The sequence below is a fragment of the Mesorhizobium sp. B2-3-4 genome, assembly GCF_006442315.1.
Lineage (GTDB): Bacteria > Pseudomonadota > Alphaproteobacteria > Rhizobiales > Rhizobiaceae > Mesorhizobium.
The window spans coordinates 122,129-146,877 of the sequence record NZ_VFVY01000010.1; the positions used below are offsets into that span (position 1 = coordinate 122,129).

General features: G+C 63.0%; 20 protein-coding genes. 7 read left to right on the top strand and 13 right to left on the bottom strand.

From position 1 onward, the window contains the following. Positions 1–53 precede the first annotated feature (53 nt). The 4 genes from FJ967_RS17015 to FJ967_RS17030 all read left to right on the top strand — a co-directional run bounded on the left by FJ967_RS17015 (position 54) and on the right by FJ967_RS17030 (position 5,546). The gene (locus FJ967_RS17015) at positions 54–833 is read left to right on the top strand and encodes an SDR family oxidoreductase (protein WP_140732979.1); all 780 of its coding nucleotides are present in this window, start codon (positions 54–56) and stop codon (positions 831–833) included. Between the two features lie 175 nt (positions 834–1,008). After that, positions 1,009–3,333: an NADP-dependent malic enzyme gene (locus FJ967_RS17020; RefSeq protein WP_140732980.1), complete on the top strand. Its 2,325-nt coding sequence runs from the start codon at positions 1,009–1,011 to the stop codon at positions 3,331–3,333. A 179-nt stretch (positions 3,334–3,512) separates the two neighbouring features. Then, positions 3,513–4,190, top strand: coding sequence for an outer membrane protein (locus FJ967_RS17025; protein WP_140732981.1), 678 nt, complete (start codon positions 3,513–3,515; stop codon positions 4,188–4,190). Between the two features lie 141 nt (positions 4,191–4,331). Next, positions 4,332–5,546 carry a DUF2865 domain-containing protein gene (locus tag FJ967_RS17030; protein ID WP_140732982.1) on the top strand — a complete coding sequence of 405 codons (1,215 nt, stop codon included), beginning with the start codon at positions 4,332–4,334 and terminating at the stop codon, positions 5,544–5,546. Here the strand turns inward: FJ967_RS17030 and gltX are convergent. The 8 genes from gltX to FJ967_RS17070 form a co-directional block, all read right to left on the bottom strand. Beyond that, the gene (gene gltX / locus FJ967_RS17035) at positions 5,464–6,837 is read right to left on the bottom strand and encodes a glutamate--tRNA ligase (RefSeq protein ID WP_140732983.1); all 1,374 of its coding nucleotides are present in this window, start codon (positions 6,835–6,837) and stop codon (positions 5,464–5,466) included. The genes FJ967_RS17030 and gltX overlap by 83 nt on opposite strands. A 168-nt stretch (positions 6,838–7,005) precedes the next feature. Beyond that, positions 7,006–8,187, bottom strand: a complete 1,182-nt coding sequence (locus FJ967_RS17040; protein WP_140732984.1) for a hypothetical protein — start codon at positions 8,185–8,187, stop codon at positions 7,006–7,008. A gap of 351 nt (positions 8,188–8,538) precedes the next feature. Beyond that, a complete protein-coding gene (locus tag FJ967_RS17045; protein ID WP_140732985.1) occupies positions 8,539–10,344 on the bottom strand; it encodes an ABC transporter ATP-binding protein in 1,806 nt (601 codons plus the stop codon). Positions 10,345–10,729: 385 nt separating this feature from the next. After that, entirely contained in the window at positions 10,730–11,146 is a 417-nt protein-coding gene (locus FJ967_RS17050) for a GNAT family N-acetyltransferase (protein ID WP_140732986.1), read from the bottom strand. A 49-nt stretch (positions 11,147–11,195) separates the two neighbouring features. Further along, positions 11,196–12,146 carry an NAD(+)/NADH kinase gene (locus FJ967_RS17055; RefSeq protein ID WP_210243580.1) on the bottom strand — a complete coding sequence of 317 codons (951 nt, stop codon included), beginning with the start codon at positions 12,144–12,146 and terminating at the stop codon, positions 11,196–11,198. 13 nt (positions 12,147–12,159) lie between these two features. Further along, positions 12,160–13,044 (bottom strand): SPFH domain-containing protein, encoded by an 885-nt coding sequence (locus FJ967_RS17060; RefSeq protein ID WP_140732987.1) that lies wholly within the window; start codon positions 13,042–13,044, stop codon positions 12,160–12,162. 35 nt (positions 13,045–13,079) lie between these two features. After that, the gene (locus tag FJ967_RS17065; RefSeq protein WP_140732988.1) at positions 13,080–14,756 is read right to left on the bottom strand and encodes an NAD+ synthase; all 1,677 of its coding nucleotides are present in this window, start codon (positions 14,754–14,756) and stop codon (positions 13,080–13,082) included. Between the two features lie 128 nt (positions 14,757–14,884). Next, complete coding sequence (locus FJ967_RS17070) at positions 14,885–15,601, bottom strand: DNA-3-methyladenine glycosylase I (RefSeq protein WP_140732989.1); 717 nt, start codon at positions 15,599–15,601, stop codon at positions 14,885–14,887. A gap of 89 nt (positions 15,602–15,690) precedes the next feature. Here FJ967_RS17070 and FJ967_RS17075 point away from each other — a divergent pair, with 89 nt between their 5' ends. After that, complete coding sequence (locus FJ967_RS17075; RefSeq protein WP_140732990.1) at positions 15,691–16,254, top strand: DUF1003 domain-containing protein; 564 nt, start codon at positions 15,691–15,693, stop codon at positions 16,252–16,254. Further along, positions 16,251–16,838, top strand: a complete 588-nt coding sequence (locus tag FJ967_RS17080; RefSeq protein ID WP_140732991.1) for a DedA family protein — start codon at positions 16,251–16,253, stop codon at positions 16,836–16,838. The genes FJ967_RS17075 and FJ967_RS17080 overlap by 4 nt, the downstream gene beginning before the upstream one ends. Before the next feature lie 30 nt (positions 16,839–16,868). Here FJ967_RS17080 and FJ967_RS17085 read toward each other — a convergent pair whose 3' ends face one another. After that, entirely contained in the window at positions 16,869–17,228 is a 360-nt protein-coding gene (locus FJ967_RS17085) for a diacylglycerol kinase (RefSeq protein ID WP_140732992.1), read from the bottom strand. A gap of 78 nt (positions 17,229–17,306) precedes the next feature. Further along, complete coding sequence (locus FJ967_RS17090) at positions 17,307–17,723, bottom strand: GFA family protein (RefSeq protein WP_140732993.1); 417 nt, start codon at positions 17,721–17,723, stop codon at positions 17,307–17,309. A 407-nt stretch (positions 17,724–18,130) separates the two neighbouring features. On the opposite strand from FJ967_RS17090, the gene FJ967_RS17095 reads away from it, so the two are divergent. Further along, positions 18,131–19,201, top strand: a complete 1,071-nt coding sequence (locus FJ967_RS17095; RefSeq protein WP_140732994.1) for a diguanylate cyclase — start codon at positions 18,131–18,133, stop codon at positions 19,199–19,201. 108 nt (positions 19,202–19,309) lie between these two features. Here the strand turns inward: FJ967_RS17095 and FJ967_RS17100 are convergent, their stop codons facing one another. The 3 genes from FJ967_RS17100 to FJ967_RS17110 all read right to left on the bottom strand — a co-directional run bounded on the left by FJ967_RS17100 (position 19,310) and on the right by FJ967_RS17110 (position 24,677). Then, the gene (locus FJ967_RS17100) at positions 19,310–20,683 is read right to left on the bottom strand and encodes a 3-deoxy-7-phosphoheptulonate synthase class II (protein WP_140732995.1); all 1,374 of its coding nucleotides are present in this window, start codon (positions 20,681–20,683) and stop codon (positions 19,310–19,312) included. A 137-nt stretch (positions 20,684–20,820) separates the two neighbouring features. Further along, the gene (mfd, locus tag FJ967_RS17105) at positions 20,821–24,318 is read right to left on the bottom strand and encodes a transcription-repair coupling factor (protein ID WP_140732996.1); all 3,498 of its coding nucleotides are present in this window, start codon (positions 24,316–24,318) and stop codon (positions 20,821–20,823) included. A gap of 71 nt (positions 24,319–24,389) precedes the next feature. After that, positions 24,390–24,677, bottom strand: a complete 288-nt coding sequence (locus tag FJ967_RS17110) for a succinate dehydrogenase assembly factor 2 (RefSeq protein ID WP_140733068.1) — start codon at positions 24,675–24,677, stop codon at positions 24,390–24,392. Positions 24,678–24,749: the final 72 nt, after the last annotated feature.

The window sequence follows — 24,749 nt, forward strand, 5'->3', positions numbered from 1 at the left end:
GATTGGTCCAGCGCTGGCGCTAGCCTGCCGGCCAAATCACAGGAGAAATCGTCATGGATCTCGGCATCAGGGGAAAGAAGGCCATCGTCTGCGCCTCGAGCAAGGGACTCGGGCGCGGCTGCGCCATGGCGCTGGCGGAGGCCGGCTGCGACATCGTCGTCAATGGGCGCAATGCCGAACTCGTCGCGAGAACCGCGGCGGAAATTCGCCAACGCCATGGCGTGACGGTAAAAGAGCTGGTTGGCGACGTTTCCAAACCCGAGGTGCAGAAAGCCCTGCTCGCCGCCTTCCCCGAGCCGGACATCCTGGTCAACAACAATGGCGGCCCGCCGCTACGCGATTTCCGCGAACTCGATCGCGGCAAGATACTCGAAGGCGTGACCCAGAACATGGTGACGCCGATCGAACTGGTGCAGGCGGTCATCGACGGCATGGCGGCGCGCGGCTTCGGCCGCATCGTCAACATCACCTCGCTGTCGGTCTATGTTCCCATCCCCGGCCTCGATCTGTCGTCGGGCGCGCGCGCCGGCCTGACATCGTTCCTTGCCGGTGTGGCGCGCACGGTCATCGAGCGCAACGTGACCATCAACAGCCTGCTGCCGGGCAAGCTCGACACCGACCGGTTGCGCGGTCCTCACGAGGCCGGCACATCGGAGGATCCCAAGGCCGCGGCAGCGCGCAAGACCCGCATCAGTGCCGACGTGCCGGCAAAGCGGCTTGGCACGCCGGAGGAATTCGGCCAGATCTGCGCCTTCCTGTGCTCCGTCCACGCCGGCTATCTTACCGGCCAGAACATCCCCGTGGATGGAGGTCTCTACGTCAGCGCCTTTTAACCACGACGCCCGCGAAGCAGCGCAACCCGGCTTTGCATGAAACAGCCGTAACCATCTGATAAATATGGAATTTTTACGCGCCGGCATTTAAAGCTGCCGACGCGTCAATTAGCGTCGCGAAAAACCTTGGCCTCATGCTAAAAGGACTCCGAAGCAGGTTACGAGGAGCGGCCGCATGGAAGGCGAGAACAAGAAAACGGCGCGTTCGGATCTCGATGAAGCCGCCCTCTACTTCCACAAGCACCCGACGCCGGGAAAGCTCGAGATCCAGGCAACCAAGCCGCTCGGCAACCAGCGCGATCTGGCGCTCGCCTATTCGCCCGGCGTGGCCGCTCCTTGCCTGGAGATCCGCGACGATCCGGCGACCGCGGCCGATTACACCGCGCGCGCCAATCTGGTCGGCGTCGTGTCGAACGGCTCGGCCGTACTCGGCCTCGGCAATATCGGCCCACTCGCCTCCAAGCCGGTGATGGAAGGCAAGGCGGTCCTGTTCAAGAAGTTCGCCGGCATCGACGTCTTCGACATCGAGATCGACGCCCCCGAAATCGAGCGCATGGTCGAAACGGTTGCCGCGCTGGAACCGACCTTTGGCGGCATCAATCTCGAGGACATCAAGGCGCCGGAGTGTTTCGAGGTCGAGGAACGCCTCAAGGCCCGCATGGGCATACCCGTGTTCCACGACGACCAGCACGGCACCGCCATCATCGTCGCGGCCGCCGTGCTCAACGGGCTGGAATTCGCCGGCAAGACCATTTCGGACATCAAGGTCGTCACGTCGGGCGCGGGTGCCGCCGCCCTCGCCTGTCTCAATCTGCTCGTTTCACTCGGGGTGCGCGTCGAGAACATCTGGGTCACCGACCGTTTCGGCGTCGCCTACAAGGGCCGTGTCGACGAGATGGACCGCTGGAAGGACCCTTACGTCAAGGACACCGAGGCGCGCACGCTGGCTGACGTCATATCCGGTGCCGATGTATTCCTCGGCCTCTCGGCCGCCGGCGTGCTGAAACCTGAACTGCTGCAGCATATGGCGCCGAAACCGCTGATCCTGGCGCTGGCCAATCCCAATCCGGAAATAATGCCCGAGGTGGCGCGCGCGGCGCGTCCCGACGCCATGATCTGCACGGGCCGGTCCGATTTCCCCAATCAAGTCAACAACGTGCTTTGTTTCCCCTATATCTTCAGGGGTGCGCTTGACTGCGGCGCAAGTGCCATCAATGAAGAGATGAAGATGGCGGCGGTGCGGGCGATCGCCGCCCTTGCCCGCGAAGAACCCTCCGACGTCGCCGCTCGCGCCTATTCCGGCGAGACACCGGTCTTCGGCCCCGAATTCCTGATCCCCTCGCCCTTCGATCCCAGGCTCATCCTGCGCATTGCGCCGGCGGTGGCCAAGGCGGCCTGCGACACCGGCGTGGCGACGCGGCCGATCGCCGACTTCGCCGCCTATATCGACAAGCTCAACCGCTTCGTCTTCCGCTCCGGCCTGGTGATGAAGCCGGTGTTCTCGTCCGCCAAGGCGTCGAGCGCCAAGCGCGTCATCTACGCCGACGGCGAGGACGAGCGCGTGTTGCGCGCCGCGCAAGTGGTGCTCGAGGAAGGCATCGCCGAGCCGATCCTGATCGGCCGTCCGCATGTCATCGAAGTCAGGCTGAAGCGCTACGGCCTGCGCATCAGGCCCGGCGTCGATTTCGGCCTGATCAACCCCGAGGACGATCCGCGCTACCGCCACTATGTCGATCTCCTGATCGAACTCGCCGGCCGCCGCGGCGTGACGACGGAGGCGGCGCGCACCATGGTGCGCACCGACAACACGGTGATCGCGGCCCTGGCGCTCAAGCGCGGCGACGCCGACGCCATGGTCTGCGGCCTCGAAGGTCGTTTCGAGCGGCATCTGCGCAATGTGACGCTGATAATCGGGCCACGCACCGGCATCAAGGACCGGGACCTGTCGACGCTTTCCATGCTGATCTCGCAGCGCGGTATCATCTTTCTCACCGACACCCACGTCTCCGTCGACCCGACCGCCGACGAGATCGCCGAGATGACCGTGCTGGCGGCCGAGGAAATCCAGCGCTTCGGCATCGAGCCCAAGGCGGCACTGCTGTCGCATTCGGATTTCGGCTCGCGCGATTCACCGAGCGCGCTGAAGATGCGTCAGGCCGCCGCGATCCTGGCGCGCATCGCGCCGGAACTGCAATGCGACGGCGAAATGCACGCCGATTCCGCGCTGTCGGAGCATCTGCGCCAGCGCGTCTATCCGCATTCGCGGCTCAAGGGCGAAGCCAATCTCCTGGTGTTCCCGAACCTCGATTCAGCCAACATCACGCTGACGGCGCTGCGCGCGATGATGGATGCTCTGCATGTCGGTCCGATCCTTCTCGGCACCGACAAGCCGGCACACATATTGACGCCTTCGGTTACCTCGCGCGGCGTCGTCAACATGACCGCGCTGGCGGTGGTCGAAGCCGCGCACAAGGCCCAGGCGGTCGTCAATCTAGACTGATTGCCGGGCCGGTTGGGTCTCGCGGCCCAATTGATCCGCCCGCAGCGGCGACGCGTGGCCGGATCGAGTGTTGCGAGCCAACAACTGTTAACCGCGAAATTCGGCATTGACGGAATGCGGATTTCTCGGAATGGGCCGATTTGATATGGTCTGGCAGTCTGTTAGGCCGTGAGAATATCATGAGAGCCTTGTTGCTCGCTTCGGCAATGCTGACTGTGATTGGCGGAGAGGCGTTAGCCGCCGACGCCGTCGGGTCGGAGCCGGCCGTGCATGACTGGTCCGGCATCTATGTCGGCGGTCATTTCGGCTACGGCTTTGGCAACACCGATGCCACCTACAATCTGCCAAACACGCCGACGATCCGGGGCACGCAGGATTACGACACCGACGGGTTCCTGGGCGGTGTTCAGATCGGCTACAATTACCAGGTCAACGCCGCGGTTCTGGGGATCGAAGCAGATATTTCCGGTGCCGACATCAAGGGACATTCCGACGAGGTCAATGCCGGTGGCGGCGACGTCTACGACACCAAGGTGGATTGGTTCGGAACGATCCGTGCCAGGGCGGGCTACGCGTTCGACCGCACCCTTATCTACGGGACCGGCGGCCTCGCCTTCGGAGGCGTCGAGAATCAATATCTCGACGGACCCGCCAACAGCTATTCCGAAAAGAACACCAAATTTGGCTGGACCATTGGCGCGGGGCTGGAACAGGCGATCACCGATCATTGGTCGGCCAATGCCGAATATCGGTATGTCGATCTGCGGGACCAGACGATCACCTACGGGCCCAACTCCGCCACCACCTTCGACAACTCATTCAGCACCGTCAGGATCGGGATGAACTACAAGTTTTGATGGCCGCCCGATTCAGTTCTGGGGAGATGACGAGACGCGATGGTTGCCGTTTCTCGGCCGGGAACAAGGCGACTTGCGAAATAGACGATTAACCGCGAACGGGGTAGCGTTGGCGACCACAGGCAAGCGGGATCGAGGCGGATGGCAAGCGGAGGTTTGAAGCAGGCGCATGCTGCCGTGCTGCTTGGCCTTTTGTTGTCCGGCGCGGCGGTTGGCGAGCCGCAGGCCGCTTCGCGCGTCTGCCGACAACTGGAAGCCGACCTTGCCGCGGCCTCACGCGGCGGCGGCGGCCCGGCGCTGGTCCGCAAATACGATGCCGCGATCGAAAGACAGCGCGAACAGATTTCAAAGGCTCGCGGTCAGGCGGACAGCGCCGGGTGTGGGTTCTCGCTGTTTTCGCGCAACATCAACCAGTGTGCCGGCCTGAACGCCACTATCGACCGGATGAACGCCAATCTCGACAGCCTGCAGGCCAAGCGTGCCCAACTCGCCGGCGGCGGCTCACGCCGCGACCGCAGCCGTATCCTGGCCGCGCTCGATGCCAATGACTGTCGCGACGATGCGATAGCACCTCGCCGCGTACCTCCCAGGCAAGCCGATCGTGAAGAAGCCAGTCGCGAGGACGGCGGCAGCGCGGACCTCTTCAGACAGCTTTTTGGCGACGACGACAGGCATGTCGATACGCTGGACCAGCCGGACGATCCCGGCGAGGAGCGCAATGTCCGCCGCGTTCTGAACCAGCCCGGCATTCCGGACTTTCCGAGCACCGGCGGTGAGTTCCACACCAGTTGCGTGCGCACCTGCGACGGCTATTTCTTCCCCATGTCGAACGCCGCCTCGGCAGGCGACTTCGAGCGTGACCAGAAGAATTGCGAATCGGCCTGCCCCGGCACCGAAATGCAGGTCTTTTATTCGCGCGGCATGGACGACGATTCGGCATCGATGACGTCGTCGGTCACCGGCAGGCCCTACGGCGAATTGCCGACCGCCTATCTCTACAAACAGCCCAACATGTCGCGGCCGCCGGCTTGTGGCTGCAATGCCGCGCAGAATTTCCAGATCATCGGCGGCAACCCGCCGAGCCAGCAACAGTCCCAGCCCGAGCCCGATGCGGCGCCGTTTGTCCCGGTACCGGTCTCCAAGCCTGATCCGGCTGCCGACCCGGAGACCCTGGCCAACATGGAAGGCGGGCTCGACCGCGAAGCAATCAAGCGCCTTTCGGCCAAGCCGGTGACATCGCCCATTTCGGCCGTGCCTCCTGAACAGCGCAAGGTCAGGGTCGTCGGGCCAACGTTCCTTCCCGACCCATCAGCGGCAATAAATCTGCAAGCTCCGGCCCCGAAGGCAGTCCAGTAAGGGCAAGCCTGAGCGGCATGAACAGCGCCTTGCCCTTGCGGCCGCTCGCTTCCCTGACCTTGCCGGTCCAGTCCTTCCAGACCGTTCCGTTCCACGGCTCCTCGGGCAGGAGATCGAGTGCCTGATGCAGAAAATCGCGGTCGTCGTCTGAAAATTCCGGTTTCTCCTGCGGCCCTTCGCGCAGGACGCGCCACCAGGCAACCGCGTCGGCCAGCCGGTCGAGATTGCCGCGCACCGCCAGCCAGAACGGCTCGGCCTGATCGCCCGAAATTCCCAGCACCATCAAGCGGTCCCGCGCCTCGTCGAAGGGCATGCGGTGCAGCAGCACCCGGTTGAGCACGAACAACTCTGCTGGATCGAATTTGGAGGACGATTTCGAGGTCGCCGCCGGGTCGAAATGGCCGGCGAGTTCGGTCAGGTCATGCGTGGCCGCGACATTTTCCGATGTACCGACCAGCACGGCCAGCGAAGCAACGGCCATCGGCTCGATGCCGTCCTCGCGCAGGCTCTCGATGGAGAGCGCGCCGGTGCGCTTCGACAGCCCCTCGCCCGAAACGGTGGTCAGAAGGTTGTGGTGGCCGAAGATCGGCGGCTCGGCGCCAAGCGCCTTGAACAGCGCGATCTGCACACCGGTGTTGGTGACGTGGTCGTCGCCGCGGATGACGTGGCTGACACCCATGTCGATGTCGTCGACGACGGAAGGCAGCGTGTAGAGATAGGTGCCGTCCTCGCGCACCAGGACCGGATCGGACAGCGAAGCCAGATCCACTGTCTCCTCGCCACGCACCAGATCGTTCCAGTGGATCTCGGTGCGCTCCGGTTGTTGTGGATCGCCGGAGAAATTGGGCAAGAGGAAGCGCCAGTGCGGCCGGCGACCGTCGGCCTGATATTCGGCCACCTGCTCGGTCGTCAACGCCAATGCCTCGCGGCCATAGACCGGCGGCAAGCCGCGCGTACGGCGCACTTTTCGCCTTAGATCGAGTTCTTCCGGCGTTTCATAGCAGGCATAGAGAACGCCCGCCGCCTTCAGCCGCTCGACCGCCGCGTCGTAGATTTCGAAGCGTCGCGACTGATATTCGGTGACATCGGGGAAAATGCCCAGCCAGTGCAGGTCGTAAAGGATGGCGTCGGCGAATTCCTGCTTCGAGCGAGCGACGTCGGTATCGTCGAAGCGCTGGATGAAGCGGCCCTTGTTGTTGAGAGCAAACAGCCAGTTGAACAGGGCGGTGCGCGCATTGCCGATATGGATGCGGCCGGTTGGTGAGGGAGCAAAACGAACAGTAACTGTCATGAGCGGGGCGTACCGGATGCCTTTGCGGTTGACAAGATGCGCCCCCGCGCCTTGCCGCAGACATAGAACATGGCGGCTGGAATGAAAAGACCGGGGCAGGTCTGAGCGGCGCAAGGGCCGCGGCCGGCCGCCAGCAGTGAGAGCCGAACAAGAGACCGTTGCGGGCGATCAGCGGCCGAAGTCGTCGGAACTAAGACGGGTCCAGCGGTCGCCCATCAGCCCGCCGATAAAGATGTCGCCTGAGCGAACCGCCTCCGTGACCTCGGGGATGCGCGAGCGCACCATCGTCCCCCCGGCGTATCGGAAGAAGACATTCTTGTAGCTGAAGAGTTGCGGCATGAATCTGCTCTGCGTCTGCCCGATGACGCCTGCGCAGCCCATCGTCCACGCATCCGCCATCAGGGCGTCCAGCGTCACGCCCCAATGCGATCCGGAAGACTGGATCTGCAGCAGGTTCGCAATACCGCCGACTTGACCGTAGAAGGCGTAGCAACCGAGCATTTTTCCGGCTTCATCGTAAGTCCCCCTGAAATGAAGGGGACCATCGGCACGCTTCTCGACCGCCAGCGCGATCAACCGCGACAGTTCGCCGTCCTGCCAACGCGGCCGAAGCGAGTAGTCCGACACCAGGGTCGGCAGCTGCTCTGCGAATTGCCCGGCGTCCATCGACGCGCGATGGACCCGGTGTGGCGAGGAATGCTGGACGGGTGGCTCGAACCTCTTTCTCGTAAAGGGGTCGAATGCCTTGGCGCAAGGATCGAATACGAAACGAGACAGGCCCGGCCATTTGCCGCGCAACGCGGCGGAAACCACTGCGGCCGGGCGGAAGATGCGGGTCCATCCCAGACAATGCGCCGGCAGGAGCTGATACTTCATCGGGCGCGCGAAGGCCAGGGATACCCGGTTGGCCGAATCGGTCAGGTGCAGGTCGAATCCATGTTGGTGCACAGCGCGCAGCAATTGCGGTCCGGCCGAACCGTGATCCGTACCGGTGTCGGCCATCAGCGGACCGATGATCGCTGCACTCAATGTCGCGCCGTCAAGCTCGTAGCGGGCATTCAGGACGCCGAGGAAGCCACCCAGATCGCCTTGCCGATTGATCTGGACCAGAGCGTTGCTCGTACCGGGCTGGCCGCCAGGATCCAGATAGATTTTCCTCATGTACTCGGCCGTCTCCACGATCGCGCGATCGAGCAGGTGGCGTCGCCGGCGGCGAAACCTCGTCAGAAAGAGTGCTGCGACGCGCTCGAGATCTTCCGCCGCGAGCGGTCGAACCGAGCCGTGCCGAGAATCCAATACAGCCGGTGCGAACACCTTCTCCACACCGGTAATCCTGGAAACAAGTTGCATCCTGAAGCCTATGGAGGTCCGCTGCTGCAAACGCGAAATCCTGGGCTGACAGGATCCCAGGAAATGCATGGATCGCTCTTTGGTTGTTTTCAACAAACATATAGCAACCAATAGTTGAAACAATGTATCTCGGCCGGCATCATGAACAAAGCGTGTCGAACCTTCGGATAGGGCAAAGAATTGGGATACCGCCGGCGTCGCGGGTTTGCTCGGGCGGCTCGGGCGCGGCTGGTCCTGCCGATACGGTCGCGACAGATCGGCTCTGCCATGTGATAGCGGCCCTTATCAACCCGCTCGACCGACAGCGCTTGATGGAGGCGGCCTCCGGTCGAACCCGGAGGCCATCCGAGGTCAGATGACGAGACCCTTGGTCAGTTCGAGTGCCTGGCGTTCGAACAGGCGGCGGTAGATGCCGCCATTCAGCCGGATCAACTCGTCATGCGAACCCTCCTCGACGATATTGCCGCGATCGAACACCAGCAGCCTGTCGAGTGCCCTCACCGTCGAAAGCCTGTGCGCGATGACCAGTGTGGTGCGGCCGACCATCAGCCGTTCCATCGCCTGCTGGATCAGCACCTCGGATTCCGAATCGAGGCTCGACGTCGCCTCGTCCAGGATCAGGATGCGCGCATCGGCGAGGAAAGCGCGCGCGATCGCCACGCGCTGCCGCTCGCCGCCCGACAATTTTACGCCACGCTCACCGACCAGCGTGCCATAACCCTTCGGCAGATTGGCGATGAACTCGTGCGCGCTCGCCAGTCTGGCGGCATGCTCGATCTCCTCCTGCGTCGCGCCTGGCCTGCTATAGGCGATGTTTTCGGCCAGCGACCGATGGAACAGGATCGGTTCCTGCTGGACGATGGCGATCTGGCCGCGCAGCGACGCCTGGGCGACCTGCGAGATATCCTGGCCGTCGATCACGATCTTTCCGGCATTCACGTCATAGAGCCGCTGGATCAGCTTGACGAAAGTCGTCTTGCCCGAACCCGAGTGACCGACGAGCCCGACACGTTCACCGGGCGCGATGTCGACCGAAAAGTCGCGGTAGAGCGGCGACCTGTGGTTGCCATAGTGAAAAGTCACCCTGTCGAAGGCGATGTGGCCGCGCGTAATGGCAATCCGGCCAGCACCAGGCCGATCCTCGATGCCGAGCGGTTCGGACTGGAAATCGACCAGTTCCTCCATGTCGTTGATCGAGCGCTGCAAATTGCGGATATGCGTACCGATATCGCGCAAATAGCCTTGCAGCACGAAGAACGAGGTGAGCACGAAGGCGACATCCCCGGCGCTCGCCTGTCCCCACGACCACAGCAGCAGCGCCAGGCCGATCACCGCGGCCCGCATGACCAGCAACAGCGCCCCTTGCGTGGTGCCGTTGATGGTGCCACGCACCCAGGTGCGCCGCGTGCGCGCACGCCATTTGGCAACCACCTTGGCGAGGCGGCGCTCCTCGCGCTCCTCGGCGCCAAAACCCTTGACCACGGCGTTGCAGCTCACCGCGTCGGCCAGCGAGCCGCCGAGGCGCGTGTCCCAGGTGTTGGCGAGCCTTGCCGCCGGCGCGACATAGCCAAGCGACAGCATCGCCGTCACCATGATGAACAGCACGGAGCCAGCCGCGACCACCGCGCCCATCAGCGGCCAGAACCAGCCGAGCAGCAGCGTTGAGCCGACCAGCATGACCAGCGACGGCAGCAGCGCGATCAGGATTGTGTCGTTGAGCAGGTCTAGTGCCCACATGCCGCGAGTCACCTTGCGCACGGTCGAGCCGGCAAACGAGTTGGCATGCCAGTCGGTGGAAAAGCGCTGCACACGGTGGAAGGCGTCCGCCGCGATGTCGGCCATCATCTTCAGCGTCAGCTCGACGATGCCCATGAAGGCAAGGTTGCGCAGAACGACGCCGGTGAACGCCAGCGCCATCAGAATCAGAAATGCCGTCATCGCGGCATTCCAGGCGATCGCGTCCGCCCCGGCGCTGCTGGCGACGGCATCGACCAGCCGGCCGGAGTAGAGCGGCGTGAGCACGTCGGCCAGCGTCGAAAGCAGGAAACCAGCCATGATCAGCGAAAGCCGCCAGGGCTGGCGCCGCCAATGGATGAGCGTGAAACCAAGAACACTGCGGAAGGCGCTCGCGCGCACATCGATCTTGAAACGAGCCATGATGTCATTCGGGCGCAAACGAGCCCGATCCCAGTAAGGTCGAAAATTGAAAAACCGCGCCGGGCTCGATTTGCCCGTGAATGCGGAGGTTCGGCTATGGTTGGTTGCCCGCCCAAAGGGCGGCGACCGGCAGCGGTAATTGCCTTTTCTGCGTCCGGAGTGGTTCCGATATTTCGGAACACCGGCGCAGACCTAGGCCTCGCGGCCTCGCATAACGATGTCAAATCCTGGCATTCGGTCCTCCCTAAAGGGAATCGCGGAGACGTCGTTATAGGGATGCTTCGCCCGCTCGCCAAGGCAAGCCTTGGCCAAAAGCAGTTCTGGCCCAGCCGATGAGGCGATTTTGCAACAGTCGCGACTTAGACCTATTGTCGTCGCGCCTTGCTCACCCGGCGGACGCAACGCGATCGAGGCGCATGTATCGACCATCCGTCGACGCCTTGAAGCCCAGCTTTTCATAGACCCCATGCGCGTCGCTGGTCGACAGGCTCCAGTGCGAGACGGTGCTGAGTTCAGGATGCTCGATGAGTGCCCGCACCAGCCGCACCCCGACGCCCTGCCCGCGATGCTGCGGCCAGACGATGATGTCGGCAAGATAGGCGAAAACCGTGCGATCGGTGATTGCCCTGCCGAAACCGATCTGTTTGCCGGCGATGTAAGCGGCGGCGCAGAACGAGTTGGCGAAGGCTCGGCGATGAAACGCATCGCTGCGTCCGGCACCCCAATAGCTCGCCATCAACAGGTCGGAGGTCGCACGGAAATCGATCCGTGACAGGTCGAAACTTATTTCACAGTCGGGCAATGCTTCACCATCCAAATGACATTGACTTCAGCTTGTCGCGGCGCGGCTCTCACGGCACCACCAGATAGGCCTTCTGATCGGCAATCGCGATCGTGACATCGGTGCCGGAATTGAACTCAACGAAATCGGCCTCCATCCCGTCGCTGAAGATGACGCCACCCCTGCTCTGCCGCGAAGACACGACCAGCGGCCGGCCTCGGGTAATGACCCCATGCACCAACGACACGCCCGTCGTGTTGCTTGGAAACGGCTCGCGCACCGAGAAGAACAGTTGCTCACCTTCACGGTCGTAGCCCTGCGGCGGCACTGTCGGCACCGAATTGTCGCCATAGGCCGCAGCCAGTCCGGCTGCACCTGCCATCACCGAGCGCAGCCAGCCGGTGGAACCGGCGCCGGTCGAGACGATGATGCCGCTCGACGACTGGCGTTCGCTCTTGTCGCCATAGGTCAGCTCATAGCGTGCCGAGACATGGGTTGAGGCGCCGACGAACAGGTCGTTGAAGGCGATCAGCCGGCGGCCGTCATTGGAACGCGCCTCGGCCATCACCACCGCCTGTCGCCTGGCCTTGCCGGAGATCGCCAAATCGAGCACTTTTTCGGTATCGTCGGCATTCCACGGCAGCAGCACGCCGTCGAAAAGCGCCGGATTCGGATTGATGCCGATCAGCGGCTGGTACGGCAGATATTTGGCCGTGTTGGAAACCAGACCGTCCTGGCCGAGCGCGATGACAACGTCGGAGCCGAACTCGAACTGCGGCACCAGTTCCCGGTCGAGCCGCAACTGCTTGAGACCCTGCGGAAGCGAACCCATGACGCGGTCAAGCGCCTGATGATAGACATCATGCGCCGCCTTGACCGGGTCGAAATTCATGCCCGCTTGCCTGAGATAGAAACGCGCCTGACCCTGCGTGTTGAAGCGCGTCGTCAGTTCCTCGAGCTCGGTCTTGCGGGTGACGACGATCACCCGGTCGATCGGCTTGCCGCTCTGGTCGCCGGCCACTCCGGCCTACCCCTCAGGATCCGGCTTTCGGCGTGGAAAGCTGGCTCAGCGCGCTGGTCAGCATGTCAGGCGTGATAGACAGATTGCCGACCGAGCCGCCCTTTTCCGCCCAGGCCTTGAAAGCCATTGCCGTCAGCACATGCGCCGGCGCCGACGAATAGACGGTGAGCTCAAGTTGCTGCGCCTTGGCTTCCGCCTCGGCCAGCGTCAGCTTGTTGCGGGCTTCGGTGTCGACGAGCAGCTTGTTGCGTTCGGCAAGCTCGATCTCGGTCGCCAATTCGCTCTGCTTGATCTCGCGCTCCTTCTCGACCCCCCAGGCCCGGCGCCCGTAGATCGCGGCATCGGCCTGTCGCTGCAGCGCCTCGCGATATTCGGTCTGCAGCGCCTTGCGGATCTCGGGCGTCGGCTGCACCGAGGTGATGTGAACCTCCTCGATCAACAGTCCCGCCGTCGCGGCAATCGGATCGTTGCGCAGGAGCTCGGCGAGATTGCCGCCGAGCTTCGTCACCTCGGCCAGCGCCTGTTCCAGCGTCATGCTCGACACAACGGCCCGCGCGCGGCTCTGTATGGCCAGCACCAGGCGTTCCGCGATCTTCTCGCGGCCGTCGCCGACGACGTCGGTTCGGCTGAGCTTGGCGCTGAAGTCGAAACCTTCCGCCGCCTTGACGGGATCGACGATGCGGTAGCTGACGGATCCCTGGATCGCCAGGTCCTGAAAATCAGCCGTTGTTTCGGTGAAGATGAACGGGTTGTCGAGCGACGTTACCGGCACCGTCGCGATGGTGGTGCCGAGCGTGCCATACCAAAAGGAGATGCCGCGCCCCTGCTCCAGGACCTTGCCGTTCTTGAAGCGCAAGATGTGGAATTCAGGCGTTCCCTTGAAATAGCTGATAAACATGCAAGCCCCCAAGGTTTTCTGACTGGATCAGGCGTTTAACCGCGATCCCTGAAGCGGTTGGTTATGGGATAGCGGCGGTCGCGACCAAAATTCTTCCTGGTGATCTTCACGCCCGGCGCTGCCTGGCGGCGCTTGTACTCGGCAATGTAGAGCAGGTGCTCGATGCGTGTCACCGTCGCACGGTCATGGCCGCGCGCGACGATGTCGTCGACGCCCATCTCGTTCTCCACCAGACATTCCAGGATGTCGTCCAGAACCGGATAGGGCGGCAGCGAATCCTGGTCGGTCTGGTTCTCGCGCAGTTCCGCCGACGGCGCCTTGTCGATGATGTTCTTCGGAATGACCTCGCCCGAAGGTCCGAGCGCACCCGGCGGCACATGGCCGTTGCGCCAGCGCGACAGCGCGTAGACCTGCATCTTGTAGAGGTCTTTTATGGGATTGAAGCCGCCATTCATGTCGCCGTAAAGCGTCGCGTAGCCAACCGACATCTCGCTCTTGTTGCCGGTCGTGACCACCATCGACCCGAACTTGTTGGAGATTGCCATCAGGATGGTGCCACGCGCGCGGCTCTGGAGGTTTTCCTCGGTGATGCCTTCCTTGGTGCCCTCGAAGAGCTGCGTCAGCGCATGCAGGAACCCTTCGACGGGCTCAAAGATCGGTACGATGTCGTAGCGGCAGCCGAGCGCGCGGGCGCAGTCTTCGGCGTCCTTGAGCGAATCCTTCGAGGTGTAGCGGTATGGCATCATCACGGCGCGCAGCCGTTCCTCGCCCAATGCGTCCACCGCAAGTGCGGCGCAGATCGCCGAATCGATGCCGCCGGAGAGGCCGAGCACCACGTTCTTGAAGCCGTTCTTGTTGACGTAGTCGCGCAGGCCCAGCATGCAGGCGCGATAGTCGGCTTCCTCGCGTTCGGGGATTTTCGACATCGGCCCTTCCGAGCAGACCCAGCCGTCATCGGTGCGCTTCCAGGTGGTGACGTCGACCGCGTCCTCGAACTGGCTCATCTGGAAGGCCAGCCTCTTGTCCGCGCCAATGGCGAAGGAGGCGCCGTCGAAGATCAACTCGTCCTGGCCGCCAAGCTGGTTGGCATAGATCATCGGCAGGCCGGTTTCGATCACCTGGCGGATGACGACCTGGTGGCGAACATCGATCTTGGCGCGATAATAGGGCGAGCCGTTCGGCACCAGCAGGATTTCCGCGCCGCTTTCGGCCAGTGTCTCGCAGATGCCGACCTCGCCCCAGATGTCCTCGCAGATCGGTATGCCGATGCGCACGCCCCGGAAATTGACCGGCCCCTGGATTTCGGGCCCGGCCTGGAAGACGCGCTTCTCATCGAACTCGCCATAGTTCGGCAGGTCGAGCTTGTAGCGTTCGGCGATGATCTTGCCGCCATCGGCGAAGACGATGGAATTGTGCGTGCCGCTCTTGCGCTTCAAAGGCGTGCCGATGATGACGCCGGGGCCGCCGTCGGCCGTATCGGCGGCAAAATCCTGCGCCGCCTTTTCGCAGGCCCTCAGGAAGGCCGGCTTCAGCACCAGGTCCTCCGGCGGATAACCGGCGAGGAAAAGCTCGGTATAGAGCACGAGATCGGCGCCCTGGCGCGCGGCATCCGCCCTTGCCTCGCGCGCCTTGGCGAGGTTGCCGGCGACGTCACCCACTGTCGGGTTGAGCTGGGCGATGGCGATGCGCAATATGTCGAGCTTCTTGGTCATGCTGCTGACTTAGCGCGGCAAAATCCGCCCCGCAATGGCGTTCGCTTGGACCAAATCGGACCGGCCGACATCAATCGTGTGCGGAACGCGGGGGAGACGCAGCGCGGTCGTGCCGGGAAGGCCGGCGCTCAATCGTCGCCCATGTAATCCCGCAGGGATTGCGGAGAATGGTTCTCGCCGATCGACATCGCCAGGATGCGCGAAATATGGCGGCGCGGCAGGCCGGTATCCTTCACCCATCGATTGATCTGCGCCTGTATCTTGTCGAGGTCACGCTTCGAGGTCGGGCTTTCGGCAATGTCCAGACCCGCATCGCGAAGCGCGGCCGCCATGTCGGCCGAAATGACGAAAGCGTCCCAGCCCAGCCAGCGCAGGAAATACTGCCCGGTATTGCCGCCGAGCCGGCTGCCATGCTTGCCGAGATAGGCCATGAGCCCGGCCTGGTCGTCGGCGGGCCAGTCGGCGAGGAACTGACCGAAACCGTGATGCTCCTTCGAAACGCGCTCGACGAAGGCGGCGTTGTCGCGCACGGACTTGATCTTTTGCGGATTGCGCACGATGCGTTGATCAGAAGCCAGGTCGTGCCAGAAATCGTCAGGTTGGAACAACAGCCGCTTGGGTTCGAAGCGCAGGAACGCCTCCTCGAATCCTGGCCATTTCTGCTCGATGACCCGCCAGACGAAACCTGCGGCGAAGACGCGCTCGGCCATCGTCGAGAGGATACGGTCGTCGGCGATGTCGGCCACCGCCGCATTGTCGGGAATCGGCCCCAGCAGCGAAGCCAACTCCACCTCGCCGCCTTTGCGATTTGCCGCGCGAGCGCGAATTTTCTTGAAGTCGGCCATCGGTCCCCCTCTGTTCGCCGCAATCTAGCACTTCCCGTCCGGGCCGGCGGCCTCTACCTCTATGCCAGCAAAGTCCCTTGGAGACGGCCATGAACAAGACGATCGACGATCTGGCGAACCGCTGGCTGAAGCGAAAGCCGGATGGTCTCAGTGCCCTGGAGAACCGGGTGCTACAGAGCACCATCGAGCGCACCACGATCACCCGCGACACCAACAAAGCCGTTGCCTTCCACCAGACTTTCGGAGACAGGCTTGCCGATACCATCGCCCGCATCGGCGGCTCCTGGTCTTTCATCGTCGGCTTTGTCGCTTTCCTGTTCCTCTGGACATCGGGCAATGTCTGGTTGCTGTCGCGCGATGCGTTCGACCCCTACCCCTTCATCTTCCTCAACCTCGTCCTGTCGATGGTCGCCGCCCTGCAGGCGCCGGTCATCATGATGGCGCAGAACCGCCAGACCGAACGCGACCGCATCGATGCCGCACATGACTATGAGGTCAATCTGAAGGCCGAGATCGAAATCATGGCGCTGCATGAGAAACTGGACGAGTTGCGCCACAGCCAGATCATCGGCATGCGCGACGAGATCGTGAAGCTTGCCGAGACGGTCAAGCGTATCGATGAAAGACTGTCGCAGCAGCAGTCGGCGTCATGACCGAGGCGATCCACCATTTCATCGAACAATACGGGCTGCTTGCGGTGTTTCTTGGCTGCGTGGCCGAAGGCGAAAGCGCCGCCATCCTCGGCGGCTTCTTCGCCCACCAGAATGTTTTCGTACTGTGGCACGCCATTCTCGCGGCAGCGCTCGGCGCCTTTGTCGGCGACACCTTCTTCTTCATCCTCGGCAGAAGCTTCGCCGATCATCGTTATGTCGTGCGGTTGCGCCGGCGGCCCGGTTTCCGCCGCGCCTACCGCCTGCTCAACACCCACCCCAACATTTTCGTGCTGTCGAACCGCTACGTCTACGGTATGCGCCTGGTCGGCGGTATCGCCGCCGGCCTTTCGACCATACCGGTGCCTCGCTTCGTCATCCTCAACGCCATTTCATCCGCGGCGTGGGCCATATTGTTCAGCACGATCGGCTATGTTTTCGGAATGAGCGCGCAACATTTCATCGGCCAGGCATTGCTGCGCCACGAGCGCCTGCTGGTCGGGCTCGGCATCGGCCTGGCCGTCGCCGTGCTTGCGTGGTTCGCCGCCCGCCATATCGCCAAGCGGGAACGTGGACGCGAGCAGTGAGGCCGCCAGCCTGCATCGGCAGCGGCGGGACTAGATCGGAAAGCCGGTGATCCGCTCGATGACGGCGATGCCCCAGACGCCGGCGACAATGACCACCGAAATCAGCACCGCAAGCGAGCCGCAGTCCTTGGCCAGTTGGATGTCGACATTGAACTCGCGGCTGAATGCGTCGCAGGCCGCCTCGATTCCGGTGTTCAGCACTTCGACCATGATCAGCAGCAGCACCGCGCCGATCAGCAAGGCATAGCCGCGCCAGGAGATCGAGACGAACCATCCTGCCGGCAAGGCGAGCACCAGCAGCATGAGCTCCTGCTGAAAGGCCTTTTCGCTCGCGGTCAGCTTGCGAAACGCCCGCACCGAATTGAAAAAAGCGTCGATCAGCCGCTGCATGCCCTGGCCCCTCTCGGAATCACCGGCCCGGGATAAAGCAATGCCCCGATCAATGGAATAAGGCGGAGCGTCCAAATTTCATTCAGCGACCGGGATGGATGGCGTCGACTTTTCAAACTGCGGCAGCCCGTCGTCTATCGAATAATAGTCACCCTTGTCGCCGACGAAGATATGACATTCACCCTTAAGCGCCGTCGGTTGATCGAACGATCCCGCCATGACCGAAATATAGTCTTGATCGCCGGGTTTCCAGAACAGCAACGACCCGCATGCCTTGCAAAAGCCGCGCCTGGCGAAAGTGGATGCTTCATACCAGGTGATGTTTTCCACACCCTCGATCGTGATATCGGCATCGGCGACATTTGTCGCGGCATAGAAATGCCCGCTCTGCTTGCGGCATTGCGAACAATGGCAATAGACAACGCCACGCAGCGCTCCGCGCGTCCGGAAGCGGACCGCTCCGCACAGACATGATCCCTGATGGCTGTCTCGCACTTCGTTTCTCCCTAAGACGCTGCGCCCGGCATGGCCTTCAGCATTCCAGCTTCGCGGCCAATGCGCGCAAGCAATTGCGACATCTGTTGTTACGGAAAATCCGAAGTTCAGTTCCGTCCCAGCAGATCGGTACGCGAGTTTGCATACAACTCCGCCAAATCAGCACTGCCTCGCAGTGTTGATACTCTGGGTGGATGCTCTTACAGCCTCAAGTAGCAAAAACGGACGCGAGTTCTGCGAATTAAGGAAACTTTAGCGCTACTGCATTTATGGTGATGACAAGCGAAGGTCGCGTGTGGGGGCGCGCCTCTTCGCAAAGTGTTCTGGACTACCCAATAGCATTCCCCAGCCGGTGGCACGCGGAATTCGCCAATTCCGTTGCGACTCCGAGGGGGAAGTGAAAGACCATGCAGCCGGCAACAGCCCAGACCGAACGAAGCACCGACATCGCAAGCACCGTCGTCGCCACCATGCGCCAGCTTGGCGTGCTCGGCCTGCCGCGCAACTACGAGATTTTCTACGAGGCCTTGAGCGGCTCCAACCGCGAACTCAGCCTTGCGGTCGTGTCGTTGAGCAGCCGGCCGACGCAAGATGAACTCGACAAGATCGGACGCGCCTTCTTCGCCCACAACCATGGCCCCGGCATCGTCGAGCATGCCAGGGACGTCATCGCCCGAGAGCTGGAGGAAGTTGCTTCGCTCCTGCGCAACGAGCGCAGCCACATCGAAAAATACGGCAGAATCCTCGACGAGACATCAAGCGGCCTGAGCAACCGCAGCCTTCTCTCTCAGGATCTCCTGCAAAAGATCGCCAACGCGATGACGATCGCGACCAATTCGACGCTCGATCACGGCCGGCAGGTCGCCTCGACCCTCAGCGACAAGACGGCCGAACTGGAGAGCGTCAAGTCGAAGCTCGAGGAATACAAACGGCTGGCCGATACCGACCCCCTGACCCAGATCTGGAACCGCCGCGCCTTCGACAAGGAAATCACCCGAATCTACACCAGCAACAAGGGCATCCTGTTCAACGCGCTGATCCTTGCCGACATCGACCGTTTCAAGGACATCAATGACCGCTACGGCCATCCTGTCGGCGACAAGATCATCCAGATCATCGCCGAGATCTTCCAGACCAGCATTCGTGGCGACATGTTCGTCGCCCGCACCGGTGGCGAGGAATTCGCGCTCATCATCGAGGGCGCCAGCGAGGATGGCACCTACGAGATGGCCGAACGCATTCGCGCCTTGATCGAGCAGACGCCGTTCACCAGCAGCCAGACCGGTATGAATTACGGTACGGTGACGGTGTCGATGGGCATTTGCATGGCTTCGGAGGCCGAAAGCCCTGAAGACCTCTACACCAAGGCGGATCGAGCGCTCTACCGCTCCAAGGTCAGCGGACGCAACCGCGTCACCAGGCATTCGGCCATGGCAGGACGCGCCGGCAAAAGTTGGCTGCTCTACAAGAAGGACTGATACGGGCCGAACACCAGCCGGCATCGACGAATGCGCGAACCGTGAACGGAAAAAGGCGCCGGATTTCCCGGGCGCCTTCATCTTTTCGGGTCAAATCGGTGCCCAGGCTCAGCCGTTGACCGCCTGCCTGTGCTGCACCGGATGGCTCTTCTTCAGCAAATCCGAGACCAGGAACGCAAGTTCGATCGCCTGGTCGGCATTGAGGCGCGGATCGCAATGGGTGTGGTAGCGGTCCTGCAACTCCTCGGCGGTGATGGCGCGGGCGCCACCGGTGCATTCGGTGACGTTCTTGCCGGTCATCTCGACATGGATGCCGCCCGGATGCGTGCCTTCGGCGCGGTGCACCTCGAAGAAGGTCTGCACCTCCTTCAGGATGCGGTCGAACGGCCGCGTCTTGTAGCCGGCGGCCTCGATCGTGTTGCCATGCATCGGGTCCGACGACCAGACCACGCTGCGGCCTTCCTTCTGCACCGCGCGCACCAGCTTCGGCAGATGGTCGGCGACCTTGTCCGAACCGAAGCGGGCGATCAGCGTCAGCCGGCCAGGCTCGTTCTCGGGGTTGAGCAGGTCGATCAGCTCAAGCAGACCATCCGGCGTCAGCGATGGGCCGCATTTCAGGCCGAGCGGGTTCTTGATGCCGCGGCAATATTCGACATGCGCATGGTCGGGCTGGCGCGTGCGGTCGCCGATCCAGATCATGTGGCCCGACGTGGCGTACCAGTCGCCCGATGTCGAATCGACGCGAGTCAGCGCCTCCTCGTAGCCGAGCAGCAGCGCTTCGTGGCTGGTGTAGAAATCGGTCTCGCGCAACGCGAAATTGGTCTCGGACGTGATGCCGACCGCGCGCATGAAATCCATCGTCTCGGTGATGCGGTTGGCGAGCGCACCGTACTTCTCGCCTTGCGGGCTGTCGGACACGAAACCGAGCATCCAGCGATGCACGTTCTCCAGGCTGGCATAGCCGCCCTGCGCAAAGGCGCGCAGAAGATTGAGCGTCGCCGCCGACTGGCGGTACGCCATTTCCTGGCGGGCCGGATCGGGAATGCGCGACTTCTGATCGAACTCGATGCCGTTGATGATGTCGCCGCGATAGCTTGGCAGCGTCACCTCGCCCTTGGTCTCGTTGTCGGACGAGCGCGGCTTGGCGAACTGGCCGGCGACGCGGCCGACCTTCACCACCGGCTGCGCGCCGGCGAAGGTCAGCACGACCGACATCTGCAGGAAGACGCGGAAGAAGTCGCGGATGTTGTCCGCGCCATGTTCGGCGAAACTCTCGGCGCAGTCTCCGCCCTGGAGCAGGAAGGCCTCACCGGCAGCGACGCTGGCCAATTGCTTCTTCAGCTTGCGTGCTTCGCCGGCAAAGACCAGCGGCGGATAGGTGGCGAGCTGGGCTTCCGTGTTCTTCAGCGCGGCAAGGTCCGGATAGGCAGGAACCTGCTTGATCGGCTTTGCTCTCCAAGAATTCGGCGACCATTTCGTCATCGCAACACCCAAACGCTCTTTCCAGCAGGGCCTTTGCCCGCCATTTTCCCGCCCCATATGGGGATCGCGGCTCCATACACGAAGCCGATTTCCTATTCTAGACCGGAATTTAAGCGCTGGCGAATGCTGACGCGTGGCTAAGCCGGCTTCTCCACCAGCCGCGCCAACTGCGTCATCACGACCGCGGAGCCGGCCAGACGCTTCTCGGCCGTCGGCCAGTCGCGGATGAAGACCACGCTGTGGTCGGCCCTTATCTTGGCCAGCGAACCCTGCTCACCGATATACCTGACCAGCCCAACGGGGTTGGGGAATTCGCGCTTGCGGAAGTGGATGACGACGCCCTTCGGCCCGGCATCGAGCTTCTCGACATTGGCCTTGCGGCAAAGCGCCTTGATGAAGACGATCTTCAAGAGATGCTTCACCTCGTCCGGCAGCGGGCCGAAACGGTCGATCAACTCAGCACCAAAGGCATCGATCTCCTCGGTGGTTTCGAGATCGCCAAGCCGGCGGTAAAGCGCAAGCCTCAGCTGCAGGTCCGGAACATAGCCCTCCGGGATCATGACAGCTGTGCCGACCGCGATCTGCGGCGACCAGCCGCCATCCTGGACTTCGCCGGCATCCTTGACCTCCGCCACGGCCTCTTCCAGCATCTGCTGATAGAGCTCGAAGCCGACCTCCTTGATGTGGCCGGACTGTTCCTCGCCCAGAAGATTGCCGGCGCCCCTGATGTCGAGGTCATGGCTGGCGAGCTGAAAACCGGCGCCCAGCGTGTCGAGCGATTGCAGCACCTTGAGCCGGCGCTCGGCCGTGTCGGTCAGCTTGCGGTTGGCCGGCAGCGTGAACAGCGCATAGGCGCGCACCTTGGAGCGGCCGACGCGGCCGCGCAGCTGGTAGAGCTGCGACAGTCCGAACATATCGGCACGATGGATGATCAGCGTGTTGGCAGTCGGTATGTCGAGGCCGGATTCGACGATGGTGGTCGATAGAAGCACATCGTACTGGCCGTCGTAGAACGCGTTCATGATGTCGTCGAGTTCGCCGGGCGGCATCTGGCCATGGGCCACCGCCACTTTCAGTTCCGGCACGGATTCCCGCAGGAAATCATGGATTTCGGCGAGATCGCTGATGCGCGGCACGACATAGAAGGAATGGCCACCGCGGTAGCGTTCGCGCAGCAGCGTCTCGCGGATGACCAAGGGATCGAAGGGCGAGATGAAGGTGCGCACCGCCATGCGATCGACCGGCGGCGTGGCGATAAGCGACAGTTCGCGCACCCCGGTCAGGGCCAGTTGCAGCGTGCGCGGGATGGGCGTCGCCGACAGCGTCAGGACGTGCACATCGCTCTTCAGATCCTTCAGCCGTTCCTTGTGCTTGACGCCGAAATGCTGCTCCTCGTCGATAATCAGCAGGCCGAGATTCTTGAACGAGATCGACGACCCGAGCAGCGCATGGGTGCCGACGACGATGTCGACCTGCCCCTCGGCGAGCGCCTTCTTCGTCTCGGCGAGTTCCTTGGCGCCGACCAGCCGCGAGGCCTGGGCGACACGGATGGGTAGCCCCGAGAAACGCTGTGAGAACGTCTTGAAGTGCTGGCGCGACAACAGCGTCGTCGGCACCACCACGGCCACCTGAAACCCCTCCATCGCCGCGATGAAGGCGGCACGCAGCGCCACTTCGGTCTTGCCGAAGCCGACGTCGCCGCAGATCAGCCGGTCCATGGGCTTGCCGGCGCCAAGGTCGTCGCGCACCGAATCGATCGCAGTCTGCTGGTCGTCGGTTTCCTCGTAGGGAAACCGCGCCGCAAACTCGTCATAGAGGCCTTCGGCCGGCACCAGCGCCGGGGCGGCGCGCATCTGCCGCTCGGCGGCGATGCGGATCAATTGCCCCGCCATGTCGAGCAGGCGTCGCTTCAGCTTGGCCTTGCGCGACTGCCAGGCGCCGCCGCCGAGCTTGTCCAGCGTTGCTTCGGCGGTATCGGAGCCGTAGCGGGACAAAAGCTCGATATTTTCCACCGGCAGGAACAGCCGGTCGTCGCCGGCATAGTGGATTTCCAGGCAGTCATGCGGCGCGCCAACCGCCTCGATGGTGCGCAGCCCGATGAAACGGCCGATGCCATGGTCGGCATGAACGACGATATCGCCTGCCGACAGCGCGGAGGCCTCGGCGATGAAGTCGGAAGCGCGCTTCTTGCGCTTCGAACGACGGATCAGCCGGTCGCCCAGAATGTCCTGTTCGGCGACGACGACCAGCCTGTCGGTCTCGAAGCCGGATTCCAGCGGCAACACCGCCAATGCCGCCTGCCCGGGCTCAAGCTGTTCAGCCTCCGCCAGCGTCTCGACCTGCTTGAGATTGCCGAGATGGTGCTCGCCCAGGATCTGGCCAAGCCGGTCGAGCGAGCCTTCGGTCCAGCCGGCGATGACGACGCGACGGCGCGCCGCGCGCTCGTCGGCGATGTGTTTCACGACGACATCGAAAACGTTGATGTTGGGGTCGGCGCGCTCCTCGACGAAGCTGCGGCCGTGACGCGAGCCGGCATGGAAGACTTTCTTGCCCCCCACGTCGGGCGCATCGAACACGGTAAAATCGATGTCCTCGCGCTCGCCAAGCGAAGCCTTGAGGTTCTCCGGCGAGAGATAGAGCAGGTCTGGAGCAACCGGCTTGTAGGGTACCGCGTCCTTGAGCGCGCCGTCGGCCTGCTTGCGGCGCGCCTCGTAGTGATCGAGGATCAGTGTGTGGCGTTCGGCCAGCGCCTCGTGCGCCAGATGGTCGAAAACCACGGGTGCGTCGGGCAGATAGTCGAACACCGTTTCCAGCCGCTCGTAGAAGAACGGCAGCCAATGCTCCATGCCGGCGAAGCGCCGGCCTTCGCTGACCGCCGCGTAGAGCCCGTCGTCACGCTGGGGTGCGCCAAAGGCCTCGATATAGGAGCGGCGGAAGCGGCTGATAGTTTCGGGCGTCAGCGCCACCTCGCTCATCGCCTGCAATGCCATCGACTTGCGCTGACCCGTTGTGCGCTGCGTGGCGGCATCGAAGACGCGGATCCATTCCAGCGTATCGCCGAAGAAATCGAGCCGCAGCGCTTCCGTCCAGCCCGGTGCGAACAGATCGAGAATGCCGCCGCGCACCGCGAATTCGCCGATGCCGCGCACGGTCGGCACGCGCTCGAACCCCGACGTCTCCAGCCGCGCGATCAGCGCGTTCATGTCGATCTGGTTGCCGGGCCTGGCGTGGAAGGTCTGGGCCTCGACAAGCTCGGCTGGCGGAATGCGCTGCAGCAGCGCATTGGCGGTGGTGAGGATGACGGCACGGTGCGGCTTCTTCGCCAGTGCGATCATGGCGGTCAGCGCGTCGAGCCGCTTGGCGGCGGCATCGGACCCCGGCGACACACGGTCGTATGGCAGGCAGTCCCAGGCAGGCAGTTCCAGCACGGGCAGGCCCGGCGCAACGAACGACAGCGCTTCGGTGATGGCAGGCAGGCGCTGGCCGTCGCGGGCCACGAACAGCACCGGCTTGTCCGGAGCGATCTCGAGCGCCGTCTGCACCAGCGCGAAAGCCTCGTAGCCGTCGGCTACACCGTCGACGATGAACTGGCCGGGGCGACCCTTCGGCAAGCCAATGGTGGGAATGAGAGCCATCAAATCACGGTCTTGTTTATCGCAATTCCCCTGGAAAAACCGCTTCGCGCTTTTCCCGGAATTGCCTGTGTTCAGAAAGTCATGGTCCGGCGGGAAGCCAGGATTTTTTGCAGGACGGCACAGTCGATATCCGCCGGCACCGGGCGTACGCCCGTGATCAGCGGCAGGAATTCCGTGTCGTTAATATCGAGAAGCTTCTCATATTGGTCGATTTCCGCAGCGGTCAAGGTAGCGATCTCGGCATCCGCGAAGGTCCCGAGGATGAGGTCCATCTCGCGCATGCCACGGTGCCAGGAACGGAACAAGAGCTTGCGGCGGTGGGCGTCCAGCCCTTCGCTCGATCGTTTCGTTCCGGTCATTGTGCCGCATCCTCGCTTCAAGCGGCGCATATAGCGTGGATAGTGGGCGGTGTCAGCCTTGCGCTGCGGGCG

Bases quoted from the DNA above. Each gene is read 5' to 3' on its own strand.
- FJ967_RS17015 (WP_140732979.1), top strand. From the start codon at position 54: ATGGATCTCGGCATCAGGGGAAAGAAGGCCATCGTCTGCGCCTCGAGC.
- FJ967_RS17020 (WP_140732980.1), top strand. From the start codon at position 1,009: ATGGAAGGCGAGAACAAGAAAACGGCGCGTTCGGATCTCGATGAAGCC.
- FJ967_RS17025 (WP_140732981.1), top strand. From the start codon at position 3,513: ATGAGAGCCTTGTTGCTCGCTTCGGCAATGCTGACTGTGATTGGCGGA.
- FJ967_RS17030 (WP_140732982.1), top strand. From the start codon at position 4,332: ATGGCAAGCGGAGGTTTGAAGCAGGCGCATGCTGCCGTGCTGCTTGGC.
- gltX (WP_140732983.1), bottom strand. From the start codon at position 6,837: ATGACAGTTACTGTTCGTTTTGCTCCCTCACCAACCGGCCGCATCCAT.
- FJ967_RS17040 (WP_140732984.1), bottom strand. From the start codon at position 8,187: ATGCAACTTGTTTCCAGGATTACCGGTGTGGAGAAGGTGTTCGCACCG.
- FJ967_RS17045 (WP_140732985.1), bottom strand. From the start codon at position 10,344: ATGGCTCGTTTCAAGATCGATGTGCGCGCGAGCGCCTTCCGCAGTGTT.
- FJ967_RS17060 (WP_140732987.1), bottom strand. From the start codon at position 13,044: ATGTTTATCAGCTATTTCAAGGGAACGCCTGAATTCCACATCTTGCGC.
- FJ967_RS17065 (WP_140732988.1), bottom strand. From the start codon at position 14,756: ATGACCAAGAAGCTCGACATATTGCGCATCGCCATCGCCCAGCTCAAC.
- FJ967_RS17070 (WP_140732989.1), bottom strand. From the start codon at position 15,601: ATGGCCGACTTCAAGAAAATTCGCGCTCGCGCGGCAAATCGCAAAGGC.
- FJ967_RS17075 (WP_140732990.1), top strand. From the start codon at position 15,691: ATGAACAAGACGATCGACGATCTGGCGAACCGCTGGCTGAAGCGAAAG.
- FJ967_RS17080 (WP_140732991.1), top strand. From the start codon at position 16,251: ATGACCGAGGCGATCCACCATTTCATCGAACAATACGGGCTGCTTGCG.
- FJ967_RS17085 (WP_140732992.1), bottom strand. From the start codon at position 17,228: ATGCAGCGGCTGATCGACGCTTTTTTCAATTCGGTGCGGGCGTTTCGC.
- FJ967_RS17095 (WP_140732994.1), top strand. From the start codon at position 18,131: ATGCAGCCGGCAACAGCCCAGACCGAACGAAGCACCGACATCGCAAGC.
- FJ967_RS17100 (WP_140732995.1), bottom strand. From the start codon at position 20,683: ATGACGAAATGGTCGCCGAATTCTTGGAGAGCAAAGCCGATCAAGCAG.
- mfd (WP_140732996.1), bottom strand. From the start codon at position 24,318: ATGGCTCTCATTCCCACCATTGGCTTGCCGAAGGGTCGCCCCGGCCAG.
- FJ967_RS17110 (WP_140733068.1), bottom strand. From the start codon at position 24,677: ATGACCGGAACGAAACGATCGAGCGAAGGGCTGGACGCCCACCGCCGC.